Origin of the sequence: Haloferax sp. S1W (genome assembly GCF_044593955.1) — an archaeon.
GTDB lineage: Archaea > Halobacteriota > Halobacteria > Halobacteriales > Haloferacaceae > Haloferax.
On sequence record NZ_CP172596.1, the window covers coordinates 122,800 to 137,170 of the forward strand.

12 protein-coding genes are annotated in these 14,371 nt (G+C 57.3%); 5 read left to right on the plus strand and 7 right to left on the minus strand.

What is annotated here, in order from left to right:
* The first annotated feature begins 21 nt into the window (after positions 1-21).
* Together ACH9L7_RS16735 and ACH9L7_RS16740 are read left to right on the plus strand one after the other, a co-directional pair.
* On the plus strand, positions 22-756 hold the full coding sequence (locus tag ACH9L7_RS16735; RefSeq protein ID WP_396613581.1) for an EthD family reductase: 735 nt from the start codon (positions 22-24) through the stop codon (positions 754-756).
* Complete coding sequence (locus ACH9L7_RS16740) at positions 746-1,357, plus strand: HD domain-containing protein (protein ID WP_396613582.1); 612 nt, start codon at positions 746-748, stop codon at positions 1,355-1,357. The genes ACH9L7_RS16735 and ACH9L7_RS16740 overlap by 11 nt, the downstream gene beginning before the upstream one ends.
* A gap of 632 nt (positions 1,358-1,989) precedes the next feature.
* On the opposite strand, the gene ACH9L7_RS16745 is transcribed toward ACH9L7_RS16740, so the two are convergent.
* On the minus strand, positions 1,990-3,744 hold the full coding sequence (locus tag ACH9L7_RS16745; RefSeq protein WP_396613583.1) for a histidine kinase N-terminal 7TM domain-containing protein: 1,755 nt from the start codon (positions 3,742-3,744) through the stop codon (positions 1,990-1,992).
* 322 nt (positions 3,745-4,066) lie between these two features.
* Between ACH9L7_RS16745 and ACH9L7_RS16750 the strand changes: the two genes are divergently transcribed.
* Both ACH9L7_RS16750 and ACH9L7_RS16755 read left to right on the plus strand, forming a co-directional pair.
* A complete protein-coding gene (locus ACH9L7_RS16750; RefSeq protein WP_396613584.1) occupies positions 4,067-4,675 on the plus strand; it encodes a SprT-like domain-containing protein in 609 nt (202 codons plus the stop codon).
* 270 nt (positions 4,676-4,945) lie between these two features.
* The gene (locus ACH9L7_RS16755; RefSeq protein WP_396613585.1) at positions 4,946-5,671 is read left to right on the plus strand and encodes a type 1 glutamine amidotransferase; all 726 of its coding nucleotides are present in this window, start codon (positions 4,946-4,948) and stop codon (positions 5,669-5,671) included.
* A 187-nt stretch (positions 5,672-5,858) separates the two neighbouring features.
* Here the strand turns inward: ACH9L7_RS16755 and ACH9L7_RS16760 are convergent, their stop codons facing one another.
* Positions 5,859-7,784, minus strand: coding sequence for an archaea-specific SMC-related protein (locus tag ACH9L7_RS16760; protein WP_396613586.1), 1,926 nt, complete (start codon positions 7,782-7,784; stop codon positions 5,859-5,861).
* 102 nt (positions 7,785-7,886) lie between these two features.
* Between ACH9L7_RS16760 and rdfA the strand changes: the two genes are divergently transcribed.
* A complete protein-coding gene (gene rdfA / locus ACH9L7_RS16765; RefSeq protein ID WP_396613587.1) occupies positions 7,887-8,489 on the plus strand; it encodes a rod-determining factor RdfA in 603 nt (200 codons plus the stop codon).
* Between the two features lie 404 nt (positions 8,490-8,893).
* Here rdfA and ACH9L7_RS16770 read toward each other — a convergent pair whose 3' ends face one another.
* From ACH9L7_RS16770 to ACH9L7_RS16790, 5 genes are all read right to left on the minus strand, one after another.
* Positions 8,894-9,625: a universal stress protein gene (locus ACH9L7_RS16770; RefSeq protein WP_396613588.1), complete on the minus strand. Its 732-nt coding sequence runs from the start codon at positions 9,623-9,625 to the stop codon at positions 8,894-8,896.
* Entirely contained in the window at positions 9,618-11,084 is a 1,467-nt protein-coding gene (locus ACH9L7_RS16775; RefSeq protein ID WP_396613589.1) for an APC family permease, read from the minus strand. Before ACH9L7_RS16775 ends, ACH9L7_RS16770 begins: the two co-directional genes overlap by 8 nt.
* A gap of 453 nt (positions 11,085-11,537) precedes the next feature.
* Entirely contained in the window at positions 11,538-11,858 is a 321-nt protein-coding gene (locus ACH9L7_RS16780) for a hypothetical protein (RefSeq protein WP_396613590.1), read from the minus strand.
* Position 11,859: 1 nt separating this feature from the next.
* Entirely contained in the window at positions 11,860-13,272 is a 1,413-nt protein-coding gene (locus ACH9L7_RS16785) for a sodium-dependent transporter (protein ID WP_396613631.1), read from the minus strand.
* 648 nt (positions 13,273-13,920) lie between these two features.
* Complete coding sequence (locus tag ACH9L7_RS16790; RefSeq protein ID WP_396613591.1) at positions 13,921-14,022, minus strand: helix-turn-helix domain-containing protein; 102 nt, start codon at positions 14,020-14,022, stop codon at positions 13,921-13,923.
* Positions 14,023-14,371 lie beyond the last annotated feature (349 nt).

Below are 14,371 nucleotides of genomic sequence, written 5' to 3' on the forward strand. Positions count from 1 at the left end.
ACCCCTACGAGGCCTACATCCATGTACAAGCACGTCGCACTGCTCGTGCGTCAGTCGGACATGTCCCACGAAGCGTTCGTCGAACACTGGCAGAACACGCATACACCCATCGCAAAGGATATCGAGGGTGTCGTCCGATATCAACAGGTTCTCCCGACCGAACCGGAGCACGCGGAGTTCGACGGCCTGGCGGAACTCTACTTCGAGACGCTCGACGACCTCCACGAGGCACTCGGAAGCGAAGGGTCGCGAGATTACGACCCGACGAAAGAGATAGCGGCGAAGGCTCGACGTGACGTGGATAACTTCCTCGACGTGGAGCGCCGTCCGCGCCTGATTGGAAAAGAGCGTGTCGTCAAGGACGAAGTCGACGGTGACACCGATGGTCTGTACAAGCACTCGGCGTTCCTCGTCCGAAAAGATGGGATGACTCACGAGCAGTTCCTCGACCACTGGCAGAACACGCACACACCCATCGCAAAGGAGATAGAGGGAGTCGTCCGATACTGTCAGGTAGTTCCGACGGACCCTGAAAATGCCGAATTCGACGGTATCGCCGAACTCTACTTCGACGATATCGACAAGCTATACGATGCACTGGGGAGCGAAGGCTCCCGGGACTACGAGGCCAAAGGTGGCAAGGCCGCCGAAGCGCGCGAAGACGTCGACAACTTCCTCGCTATCGAAAAGCGCCCGCGGTTTATCGGCCACGAACGACTCGTGAAAAACGCGATTGAAACCGACGATGGCTACTGAAACACACAAACCGAGCTACGAGAGACAAGTTCGAGACGCCTTTCCGGAACTCGACGACATCGACGACGACGAACTCCGAGCGCAAGTCGTCGAGGCGTGGGTGCTCGGGTTGGAACGAGGCGGGTGGCGAGACATCAACGACATCCCGTACGCGTGGAACATCCACGAAGTGACCAACGTCGAACACGTCCGCGGCGTCACGAAAATCGCGCTCAAATCCGCCGAGGTTCAGCGCGACTTCCACGGTGCAGACCCCGACATCGATGTCATCGTCGCGGCGTGTCTGCTCCACGATGTGGGAAAGTGTTACGAGTACGTCGACCACGTCGATGCCGAACTGCTCGATGGCACTGACCGCGAACGGTACGCTAACGAGGAGATTCCCCACTCGATTTCCGGGTACGCGCTAGCCCACGAAGTCGGATGCCCGCTGGCAGTCCAGCGTGCGATTCCGCACTTCCTCGGCGAAGTACCGACCCGAACCCTCGAAGCCGAACTCGTCAAAAGCGCGAACTCCGCCTCCTCGAACGCCATCACCCAGTCCGCGATGGGAATCACGCTGAAAGAGTGGGTCGATAAATACAGCCAAACGCAAAACTGAATTCGAAGTGCAAAGCGCACAGAGCGGTCGGCTATCGTACCGTCTCGCTTCTCGGAACGGGGGAATTCAAGTAGTTTCTCTGAACAACCGAATCCAAGTAATGTGGACCAAACGTGGCGACCAACAGTTGAGTTCCGGCCGCCACTAGGAGTTGGAATCCAAGAGAGTTGGACAGTGCCTCGGCCGCCGCGAACAAGATTCGAACCCACAGGTATCAGATATCTTAATATTAAAATCCATTGCTGCGGTACCAAACTCAGATACCCACACATCTCAACCTCAGGAATTGTCATCATCTCGATATGAACGAACAAAACCGTTACAGTTGTATTAGTGTAATTGCCAGTCACACGGGAGCTGGAATACAAAGCACATGTCTAATAGAAATCAATATTGAACATAATTATCTCATTTTTGAGTTAAGCCGCCAATATTCACCAAAATAGGAAAGATTTGAGCAATTGGTTAACACCAGTTCGGAAGTGATAGACACCGGTATTTGATGTGTGGGCGCAGTTTTCACTGGTGGCACGTGAGTACCACTGACAGAGTGCCACTGCAATTATTCACTCACAAATTATATTCATATATTGATACGTTTAGTCACGATCAAACTACTCTGTCGGGAACTATCAAGAGCCAAGTGCTTTCTTCGTTAGCTCGTCGGACTCGCGACTGTCAGGTCTTCGGAGACGGACGACGAACACGGCACCTCGGGAGTCGTTGTCTACGACCTGCACGTCGCCACCATATCCCGTCACGATAGTGTCGACGAGGTACAGTCCGATACCTGCGCCGGGACTCTCGAGACCTTTATTCCCGCGGCCAAATATCTCGTCTTTCTTGTCGTCGGGGATTCCCGGTCCGTTGTCGGCGATTCGAACGACTACGTGGGCCGGTTCCGCCTCGACAGTCACGTCGATTTCGGGAACGTCCGTGTCGTTGTGTCGAATCGCATTCGTCAGGAGGTTCCGAAAGACGGTGCCGAGCATGTCGTCGGCCAGCACTCGAACGTCATCGAGATCTCCTGGGAGACTCACGTCTGCGCATTTGTTCCCCGCGCGGACCGAATTGACTTCGCTCAAGAGAATGCTTCCGACAGAGACAGGTCTCGTCGTCTCGTCGTCGTCGTTACGCATCGTCGTCATGAGGTTTCGAACGGTGTCTGTGAGTTCAGCGGCGTGCTCGCTGTTTCGAATCATCGTCTCCAGGCGCGATTGGACCACCTCATCGTCGACCATCTCTTCGACGAGACGGGCGTTACCGAGGACGACGCTCATATCGTTGTGGATGTCGTGGCTGACGATTTGATTGAGCAACGCGAGTTTCTCGTTTTGTTCCTCGATAATCTGTTTTTGCTGGTGAAGTTCGGTAACGTCTCTGAGGATGATTACCCACCCGACGACACGCTCTTGGCTGACGAGGTGCTGAGACCGAATGCTCAGGAACGCCGAGTTCTTGCCGTCTAAATCGATTCGAAGGCTGTCGTTGCGTTGTGCGGAAAGTTCGAAGTCCGGAAACACCTCGTCGACCGAGTCACCGAGTGCAGCGTCGAAACTCGCGAGAAGTTTCGACCCTCGGTCGTTCGCGTGGACGATTCGGTCGTTCGTATCGAGGACGAGAACCCCATCGGGCGACTCCTCCATCGCAGTCGTGTAGGCAATCGGCGGTAAGTCCAGAAACCGATATCTGAAGATAGCGACGCCGAGTGCTGTCGAGGTAACTGCCGCCGAGGTGGGGATGAGGTTCACGCCGTCGGCCTGAAAGGGCGGCACGCCGAGCGCCGAGAGCACGACGAAGATGAACGGTGCGGCGACACCGGTGCTAACCAGAATGGCCTGCGGAACGTAGGACCGACCGAGTCGCATCGCTTCGTAGCCGATGATACCGACCGCCGCCACGGAGAGCAACGCGTTATAGAACGTCTGTAACACGAGATGTGCGATACCGACATCGACGCGCATCACGACGAGGCCGTTCGCTTCGAAGACCCGCGTCGACTCGAATGCAACCCCGAATGGGTTCACGAATAAAAGCACCAGATAGAGCGCAGAAACACCGAGCAATCCGGCGATTACCGGTGCTCGAAGCCACTGGTCGCGGCCGGTGTACGCGAGGGCGAACAAAACCGCAAACGAACCGAGTGGTGCGACACCAAGATAGAGGAGACGGTACATCGACAACTTCACCACCGGGTCAGTACTCAACAGTTTGACCGCAGCGAAACCGGTCCACAACGCGAGTCCGACGTTCACCGCAAGGAACGTCGAGAGAACGGGCGTCCGTCCGTTTTTGAGGATATACCTGAAACTGTAGCCGCCGAGAAGTACCGAGACGAAAGTAGCAAAGAGGGTTGGATATGCGAATATCGTATGTTGCCAAGTCATATTAGTTCGGAGAGAGCTTCCGTCATCAGAATCTGGACAACAATCCTAATTTGAGACTAGCATATAAACATAGTGTCTCTCTGTCGTACGATTTGTAAAAGTGTGATGAGTTGGTAGTTCAGAAATAACTCGATGACGGCGCGGAAAGCCCATCGTGGAGAGAGGTTGGAACACCACTATGTCCGCAGTAATTCGGTGGTAGCAAAGCTCAACACTACGGTATCGTTCATTTTCCGGGAGTGGTATTGAAAACAATTGGCAACTCGTCACCCGGGCTAATCCAAACATCCATACTATCCGACTGAAAACACCGAAGTAAATCGTGGGTCACGACGACCATGAACTTGCTGACAGATTTGATTCGATAACGACGCACGACGCGTTGATTCGGTGGTCGAGAGCGTACTGTTCGGACGCTATCGAGACGTACGGATTCGATGTCGCTCTCTTCCCGGTCGAGTGGGAGGTTTCAACCCGCGCTAAACGCCGAGCTGCTGCCGTCAAAACACCGCAAATCGACGGCGCATCGGTCGGGGAGCCAATCGCATGGGAGACAAAATCCGAGCCAGTCGATTGCGTCGGTGACTACCCGGCGTGTACGGTGTCACTCTCGTGGCGAGCGTTCGAATCGTTCGACAGAGACGAGTGGGAAGCGACTCTCCGCCACGAACTCGTCCATATCGAGCAGTTCCAAGCGTACGGAACGACCGACCACGGGCCGGCATTCAAACGACGCGCCAACTCGGTCGATGCACCGGTTCGAGTCCGCCGGTTTACCACACCGAAGTACGTCCTCCTGTGTGACGACTGCGGCGACACTGTTGCCCATCGCTATCGTGACTGCAAACTCGTTCGAAACCCGGATTCGTATCGGTCGGCCTGCTGCAGTGCACCACTGTCCAGTAGTAAAGTTCCGAACGAAGAAAATTGAGCTAACAGTAGCTACCAAGAATAAATCCGTTTCAGTATCCATGAAAGCAAATTCTACACTTTTTACAATTTTTAGAAATTGTTAGATTTTTGCACAGTCTGATGTAGAACTCTGACTGAAGAAGACGAGAGACCAGAACTGGAAGTGACAAAACCGCAGGTACATGAACGTACTTGCTGCTCTGCCGCATTCGGTCGACGAGTATAACAGAAGTCAAACAATTTTACAATCCAAAGTTATTTACCAAATATTGCGCGTAGTTTTAGACACATGTCCACTGTGCAGACCCCCGAAGAAACCAGTATCGCGTTCGTGACCCCACCGAGTCGCGTGGACTACGCGGGCGGTATCGAGTCTGTGTTAGCGGATACCTCGAGCACGAACGTCGAGACGAGACGATTTTCGGCGCGTGACGGCCTCCCGAACGTCGACGAGTTCGACATCGTCGTCTTGACAGGGTCGTACGTCCGCCTCGACGGCGACCACAAGTGGGTCGAGGAAGTTCAAGCCGACGTCAGAAAGCGGGTGGCCGCCGGACGACCGACCGTGGGAGTGTGCTTCGGACACCAACTCCTCGCGAGCGCGCTCGGCGGGCGCGTCGAGAGTCTCCCTGTCGGTGCGGCGGGATACAGACACGTCGAACTGACGGACCACGGACGTGAGCACCCCCTTTTCGAGGGCGTTCCCAGTGAGTTCGAGACGTTCCTCTGGCATCTCGACCACGTGACACAGGTTCCGGACGATTCGTCCGTATTAGCCCGGCGAGGAGAGACGGTTCAGGCATTTGCACTCCGTGACGCACCGGCGGTTGGAATCCAGTTTCATCCAGAGGTCACGCCGCAACTAGCCCGCGAACTCGCCGCACAGGCTGACGACTCGTCACCGTCCGGGGAAGCAGTCATCGAAACGTTGGGTGACGACACTGCCGAACCTGCCCGCGTCTCCCGACGATTCTACCGCAATCTGGTCATCGCCCACGAGAGAGACGAGTTCTGATACCCGTCTTCGATGCGGTGATAACACGGGACAGTGGCTGTCAGCGCGACGTGCCCCTAGTGAGCGACAGCACTGCCGCGGTCACCCAGTCCTTCACAAAGGCTGAACACCCGGAGGAGAGAACGACTTCCGGATTGGCGTTGAAGAGAGAAATCAGGTCGAATTCGGTTCGAATATTCCTCGTTCGTTAGATTTCCATGATACGCTCGTGGTCGTCGTTCAGTGCCGATGCGTCTTCCGGGAGGAGCGCGGCGACGACGTATTCGGCGTGTTCGTGGATGTACTCGACGAGCGCGGCGATGCGCTCGGAGTCGATAGCCTCCAACGAGTCGAGGAGGATAAACGGAAGTTGTTCGGCGACATCGTGGACGAGATAGCCCGCAAGCCCGAAGACGAGTCCGATGACCTCCCGCTCACTCTCGCTGAGGTGCTCGACGGTGTCTTCGTAGACTGACCCCGACTCGGTCTGTCTCACGATGTGGAGGTTGAACTCCCGGCGTTCACCGGAGCGGCCTCGTCCGGAGGCTTCCTGGTGAATGCGTTCGATCCAGATACGCTCGATGTTCTCGTACTCGAGTGTTTCGAGGACGCGCTCCATATGGTCGTTGAACGCCTCGACGGCATCGGCTTCGATTCGGTCGATGCGGCCGCGGAGTTCGCGAATCTCCTCGTCGATTTCCTCCCGGCGAGTCGAGAGGTCTTTCAGCCGTTCGAGTCGCGCACGGGCGTCCTCGAGGCGCTCTCGAACCTGTTCGCGCTGGTCTTCGAGGCGCTCGCGTTCGAGTTCGACCCGGTTTGCCTTCGAGTGAAGTTCGACCAGTTCGTCAGCCTCGTCATCGGTGTCTTCGACATCGGCCTCGATGTCCTCGATTTCGTCGCGGAGTTCCGACTGCCGTGCTTCGAGTTTGTCGATTCGTGCAGCGGTCTCCTCCCGTTCGGCAACCGTCTGTTCGAGTCGCGAATCGAGTTCTCGGCGCTGCTCTCGTCGGTCCTCGATGGTGTCGAGGCGCGACGAAAGGTCGTCTATCGCGTCACGTGCCTCGCGCCGGTCCGAAGCGAGACTCGCACGGTACGACTGGAGGTGTTCGATGGTCGATTCGATAGTATCCGGCGAAACCTCGGAACCACAGGTCCAACAGACGACCTGCTCGTCGGAGAGAAGCTGATCTGTCACGGCACCGCTGGAATCGTCGTCGCCGCGGAGTGCGTCACCGATGTCGTCGTCGGACTCCGCGAGCATCGATTCGTTCACCCGAACGATGTTCTGAATCTCGTTCATCTTCGATTCGAGCGCCCGCACCTCCTCGCGCTTGTCCGCGAGTTTCGATTCGAGCTGTTCGGGTGAATCAGCCGTCTCCTCGGGAAGGTCCGCGAGGTTCTGACGAATCGATTTTTCGTCGTCTCGGAGGGCTTCGAGGCTCTGGCGTTCGGTCTCCAGACGGAACCGAACGTTTTCGAGCGTCGACCGGAGTTCGTTGAGTTCGTCGAGCAGTTCGTTGTCCTCGGTACTCTCGCTGCGCTCTGTGGACTCGATTTCGTCCTCCAGTTCCTCGAGTCGCTCGCGCGCGTCCTCGATTTTCGTCCCGAGTTCCGCCTCACGGCGCTCTAGTTCACCGATGTTTCGTTCGATGGAGTCTTTTTCGCCGAGTTGCTCGTCTACCTGCCGCCGCTCGGCTTCCAACTGCGTAATCTGGGCCTCGATAGCGGTCGTATCGACGGGCCGCATGATGAGTTCCCGCAGGTCATCGCCGCGTTCGACGGCCTGTCGTGCCTCGTTGGACTCCAGTAAGAACGCAAAGAGGTCCGCGAGTTCTGCGTCTTCGAGGTACGGGTCACCACGCGTGACGATGCTCGACCCCTCTCGCTTGAGATATCTCGTGTACGTCTCGTCGCCGAGCGTGAGAGACACTTCACCCTCGTCTGCGTCAGCCTTCAGAGACGCTCTATCGCTCCCGAGAGCAGCCATGACGGCCTGAAGGAACGACGTTCGGTTCGTTGCGTTGCGACCGACTAAGATGGTAATTCCGGGTTCGAACGAAACCTGTGTGTCTTCGATACCGCCGATGTTCCGGGCCGTGACGGAAACGCCAACTGGCCGGTTCGTAACAGTCATGCGTTCATCCATTGACTCGTAGCACATAAGTGTTCGCAGATGATTACACCAGTACAGGTGTAATGGTCAGACTTATTTTGCTCGTCGCCATCATGTCTATGTATGACAACCGAACGGACGGACCCAACTAATTCCAAAGTCGGTCGTCTCATCGAATCGTACGACATGGACGGGTTCGGCGCGGAGTTGGAACAACGATGGACCGACGAGGAAGAGTCCGAGAGCCTCCGCTCGCTCGCGACGGTGTTCAACCACGAGTTGCTTCGAGCAGCAGCGATGGACGCCGGACTCGACCTCCTCAGCGGTGAGGTCGAATCACTGTACCAAGCGCTGACAGACGACGACGTGACTGGCGGTGAGCGAACCAGAGCGCGCGGGCGACTCGAACGCGCGGGCGTCGACGTAGACCAACTGCGTTCGAATTTTGTCTCTCACCAGGCGGTTCACACCTACCTGACTTCCTTCCGCGGTGCCTCGAAAGAACGGCGGCGGAGCGACCCGACCGAGCGCGTTCAGCGCCTCCGCGGGCGACTCGCTGCTGTCGCGGAGAGTGCCATCGAATCGGCCGCCAATAACGGCGATGTCGACATCGGTTCTCCCGAAGTGCTCGTGGACGTACAGATGCTCTGTGCCGATTGCGGGCGGCAGTACGGGTTCGACGAACTCGTCGAACGCGGTGGGTGCGAGTGTTCTACCGACGAGTAAGCGTTCACACCTAACTAGCCGTTTTCCACACCTGAGGAAAGCAGTCAGTAGTGATGACTAAATCACGAGTCAGTATATTATATTTTGAACAACACTACAGGATTACCCACCAAACATGGTTTTCTAAGACACTAAATTAGCTGGTTGACCCTCGAATTGTATGGGGACAGGCGCGCCCATACAGAACAGACACTCCCAATTCCAGATAGAAATTTTAAAATTTGTAGAATTTGTAAACATCCTAAACAATCCTAAATGACTATAAATTGTTCCAATATTGCTCGTACTAAACACGGGCGCTGCGGTAATAGCCGAAGCGAGAACAGAAACCGACCCGGGACCAGAACCACGACCAAAAGTAAAAGCGAAGAATCCCGCTTTCTGCCAGCAGTTCGAGGGTGGCGTTACTCCTCGTCGTCCGGTTCGAGCGGCCGACGAACGACTAACACCGGTCCAACGGTCTGATCGGCGATTCGCTTCGAGGTCTCGCCGAAGAGTCGCTCTCTAAGCGTCGGTTTCGCCTCGCCGATGACGATGATATCATGGTCCTCGGCGGCATCGATGATAGCACGAAGCGGTGCCTCGGCGGCAGTAACGACCCGAGAGATGTTGTCCCGTCGGACGCCTCTGACGACGAGTTCGTCTGAGATAGCCCCGAGAAGTTCCTCTCCGTCGGCGCCTTTGGACTCGTCGCTGGCGGCGTGAAACAGTGTGATATCGAGTGATGGCTGTTGACTCAGCGCCGCGACGACCTTCGCGATAGTTTCGAGGTTGATTTGCTCTTTGACCGGGACCAGAAGGCGTTCGATAGGCGGCGTCGGGTTCGAGCGCAACACGGCGTCGCAGTCGCTCTCGATTGTGACGCGTTCGATTGTCTGCTCCGCGTCGTGGGTGAAGACCAATCGCGTCTCGACCGTACCGCCGAACAACTCGATGGTTTCGACGAGATCCGCAAGTTCCTCTTGGGCCTTCGATTCGAACTGCTCGCGGGCCTGCTCGGGTGCCGTCTGTTCGGGGATTTCGTGGTAGGCGAGTACGACGATTGTCCCCCGCGAGAGGAATCGAAGCAGTTGCTCGGAGATGACTTCGCCTTTGAGGATTTCGACCGGTACCAACACACGAACGTCGTCACGCATCTTTTTGCACCCCCTTCAGGCGAACGTCCCGAGCATACCCCAGATACCAGACGGCCGCGGCGACGGAAACGACGACCCCGATAACCTGCGACAACGGTTGCATGAAGGCGACGAGTCCGAAACTCGCCAGCGCACCGAGGATGGGAACGGCTGGATAGCCCGGCACTCTGAACGACGGGTCGTACCACGCCGGATTCGACCGACGGAGAACGATGAGCGCGACGCACATGAGTCCGTAGGTGACGAGGTGGAGGAACGATGCGACTTCGGCGAGGACTTCGGTCCGCCCCACCGCCACGAGAACCACCGTCGGCCCGCCAACGAGTCCGAGCGCGATGTGTGGCGTTCCGTATGCGAGGTTGACTCGTCCGAGTTGACGCGGGACGATTGCATCCCTGCTGAGCGCGTACAGCGCCCGCGAGGAACTGAGTATCGAAGCGTTAGCACTGGATACTGTCGCGAGCAGGCCAGCGATGAGAATCGCCACGGCACCGGGGAATCCGAGGTACGACCGCGCGACTTCGACGATAGCCGTCTCACCGAACGTAGCGAGTCGCGCACTGCCGAACGCACCCGTCGAGACGATGATGGTTACGACGTAGAGGATACCCACGACCACCACCGACCCGACCATCGCGAGCGGGAGGTTTCGACTCGGTTCGGTTATCTCGCCTGCGACAGTCGCAACCTGTGCGAACCCGAGGTACGACGTGAACACCAGTGCTGCCGTAGTAAAGATATTGAGCGTCCCGTATGGGATGAACTGCTCCGGCACCGTCTCACGGCCGAACACTCCGAGCGTGTCGAGTCCCCCGTAGAGGAGGAAGACGACCAAGATACCGAGCAACAGACTCACGATTCCGTTTTGCAGTTTCGTCGTGTTCTCCGTCCCGAACATGCTCAAGCCGGTCAACAGTATCCCAGACCCGATTCCCAAGACCGGAATGAGCGGGAGCGATTCGAGCACCGCCACCGGGGCCCCTATCTCTGCGAAGACCGCCGTCGCGTACTGTGCAAACCCGACGAGGTAGAACGCAGACGCGAAGACGAGACCAAGCCAAAGGCCGATTCCGACGATGGAACCAAACAACGCGCCCATGCCGCGGGAGATGAAATAGTACCCGCCGCCGCTTTTTGGCATCGCCGTCGCTAACTCGGACGTTGGCAACGCCACGAGCAGTGCGATGACCGCACCGATAGTAAATGAGACGGATGCTGCGGGACCGGCGTTTCCCGCGGCGATGCCCGGAAAGACGAAGATACCCGCACCGACCATCGTCCCGACGCCGATGGCGAGTCCACCACGCAGGTCGATGGTCCGTTCGAGTTCCGTCCCGCTTTCGAGGACCGTCACCTCGTCTTCTGTCGTCCCAACGTCGACTTCAGGGTCCAGCGACACGGGCGGCGTCTCCGGCGACTCGCTCGACACCTCCCCGGCTTGGTTCTGGTCCTCAGACATACACGTTCACAGAGGTAATTCGGTGGTCAGACGGATATAATCTCAGGCCGACCGCCCAACAGTTAGTGCGTCGGCATCGACTCCTCATCCCGAACCGAATCGAGACCCACCCGAGCGAGAAGCCAAATCGGCTTTCCCCACTCGCTTCTCGCCGTGCGTTCCTCAGAATCTATCATAGTAAGTCCAACAAAATGTGGGGATAGCGTCTCATTAGACAGATATCCTATTATGGGAGGTTCGAATTACGCGGACGGGACTCCTCAAAAGCGGGGCAGGACACACTGACAGGAATCGGATTTAGTTTCCACCCAGACCACCGAGATTCACTACGGAAACCCGAAGCACCGCGAAGAAACCCTCAGACAGACGATTGTTAGCACTCAGGGGCAAAAAAAAGAGGACGGTCACGCCCAACCGTGACCGGTTGCAGGCGGAGTCGCCGACACGCGTGGTCTAGTCGAGACGGTCTAGTTGGTCGATTTCCTCGGGGGACCAGTCGTAGTACGGCTCGTCAACCTCGCGAAGAGTCTCGACGCACTCGTTGTACCGCTGGCGGGCAACTGGCGCGTATGTGTCGTTGGGGTTCGCCTGTATCCACTCGCGGAGCTCTGCAAGTGTGCGCGGCGAGTAACTGTCGACTGCGTCTTGTTTCTTGAGGAGGTTCAGTTTGCGCTCCTCGGACCGCAGTGATTTCACGAGCGCGATGCTCGCAACCCCAGGCAGCGCTGCGATGGCGATAGCCATCGATATCCACGTGATAGTCGGAAGCGCCATCTCAGTCACCCCCACCGACGGGAACGCCAGTATCCGAGGCCTTCTCGGGTTCGTTGCCGACGACACTCATCACGACCGTACTCACGATAGTGAGTGCAGCCATCACTGCAACACCCAAAAGCATCAGCGTCTGGTTCTCCGTCCCGATGCTTATCACGACACCGTAGCCGATAATGAACAGCATCACGGCGGGGATGACGTATTTAATGACCGGGTTCCACCACGACCCGATGTAGATGCCGGCGTTGCGGTTGAGGTCGATGATGCGAGCGCGCTCCGGCCCAAACTTCCAGGCGACGAGCGCGATGATAGAAAGCGTTGCGAGCGGGAGCCCGAAACTTCCGAAGATGAAGTCCATCTGGCCGAGGAACGACGTGGAGTACGCGCTTGGGAGACCGAAAAGCCAAATCGCGCCACAGACCGCGAGCACCGACTTCGTCCGGTCGAACTGCGTCTCTTCGGAAACGGTTGTCACGCCGACTTCGGTGATACCGAGACCTGACGTGAACGTCGCAAAGAAAAAGGAGACAAAGAAGACGAGCGCCCACAGGCCGCCGCCGGGCAGTTCGGGGAACACTTTCGCCAGAGAGATGAAAAGCAGGTTGGACCCTGCGCTCGGTTCGAGTCCGAAGGCAAAGACCACCGGGAACGTGGCAAATACGGCTAACAGGCCGATACTCGTGTTCCCGATAGCGGTGAACAAGCCGCCGCCGAGCGGTACGTCGTCGTACCGTGCGAGATAGCTCCCGTAGGTGAGCGCGATACCCCAACCGAGTCCCGTCGAGAACAGGGCCTGGCTGAGTGCTGCGACCCACGTGCTGCCGCGAGTGAGGAACTCCCACTTCGGCGTGAAGACGAACGCAACGCCTTCCATGCCACCCGGAAGCGTGACGCCGCGGACGGCGACAGCCACGAGCGCAACGACGAGCAGTGGAATCATCCACTTTACGACGCGCTCGATGCCGCGACGAATTCCGAAGACGAGGACGCCGGCGAGGCCAGCCATCGTCAGCGTGTGCATTCCGACAACGAGTCCCGGGTTAGCGATGAATCCGTCCCAGAACGCCTGTGGCTGGAAGCCGGGCTGGGTGAACGTAAAGAGAACCGAGTGCCCCGCGTAATACAGCGCCCAGCCGATAATAGGAGAGTAGTACGACATCAGCGCCACGTTGACGACGAGGACCACAAGACCGAGGCCCTGCGCCCGTTTGCTCCGAAATACCTGTTTGAACGCTCCGATTACACCGTTGCTCGTGTACCGACCAATCATCGTCTCGGCCATCAACCCGGGAACTGCGATGACGTACAAAAGGAGGATGTACGCGACGAGGAATGCGCCACCACCGTTTTCGCCCGTCGTGAACGGCATCCGCCAGATGTTCCCAGCACCGACCATGGCACCGAGCATCGCCATCAGGAAGCCAAATCGACTTCCCCACTCTTCTCTCGCTGTTCTCACCTCAGTATCTGTCATGGTAAATACAACAAAATAGAGGTATTGAATCTAATTAGGCAGGTTGCCTCCCATGGGAGGTTCAATCCAACTTCGTACGATGGACTACTGTCGCAACATCGCATGACAGTGGAGCCGTATACGCTGAATCTGCTGTACGGGGTCTACCGAAAAACAAACAGTCGCCCTATCACGGGCTTGCAGAACCTATGCGTACCACGAAAATAGAAAGGGAACTTATACGCAAACACCCAGTGCTGAATCCCTGCGGCCGGGTACGTGGCGTCCCCGACACCAACCCGGGCGCACATCGCCACGAGGAGCAGGGACCACTCTACTCGTCACTCACGAGTCGTCTCTGGACCGACGCAACCGAGTGAAGTCCCCGGTTCCGACCCGAGCCTCGCACAACACGCACCCACTTTCGAGTATCCTCGAACGGATACCGGCGTCGACACCCACCTCGACGCTGCAGTTCGGACAGTCAAAGATAAATTCGTCTGACACGATGGCCACCGTTTAGCAGAACGGGTGACTGTGCACAACTATCACACCCCACCATAGGGTGGGGGCTAATAAGGAGTCGTCACGGTGTGCCAGAACCACGTCTCAGCCGTCGAGAACTGCGTCGAGGAGCTTCGACTGGACGGCCGACAGGTGTTCGGAGAACGTCGAGCGATTGATTCCGAGGGCGTCGGCAACCTCGGTCACGTTAGCTCCCCGTGGGTGTTGGAAGTACCCCAGATCCCACGACGGAACTTGTACACGACGAGTTCGCAAAAGTCCGTTGGCGAATACGTCAATAAAAATCATTGTAGTGCCGGGAGAGCGCTTCGCTCACCTGACAGCGCCGGAATCAGAAATTTCGGAGGGACATATAAAGACCCCGCACCCTGTGGTCGAGTTGTTACCGGAGTTGCGCGTGACCGTTGAACGAGTCGAAGTATGTCATACTCCAGCCCGGGGGCAATTCAGCGAGCAGTTCAACGGGATGCATCCGATGTGACTCGCGCCGACGCAGACGTGCGCGAGTCCGTCGGGGAGGGAAACAAATCGTGTG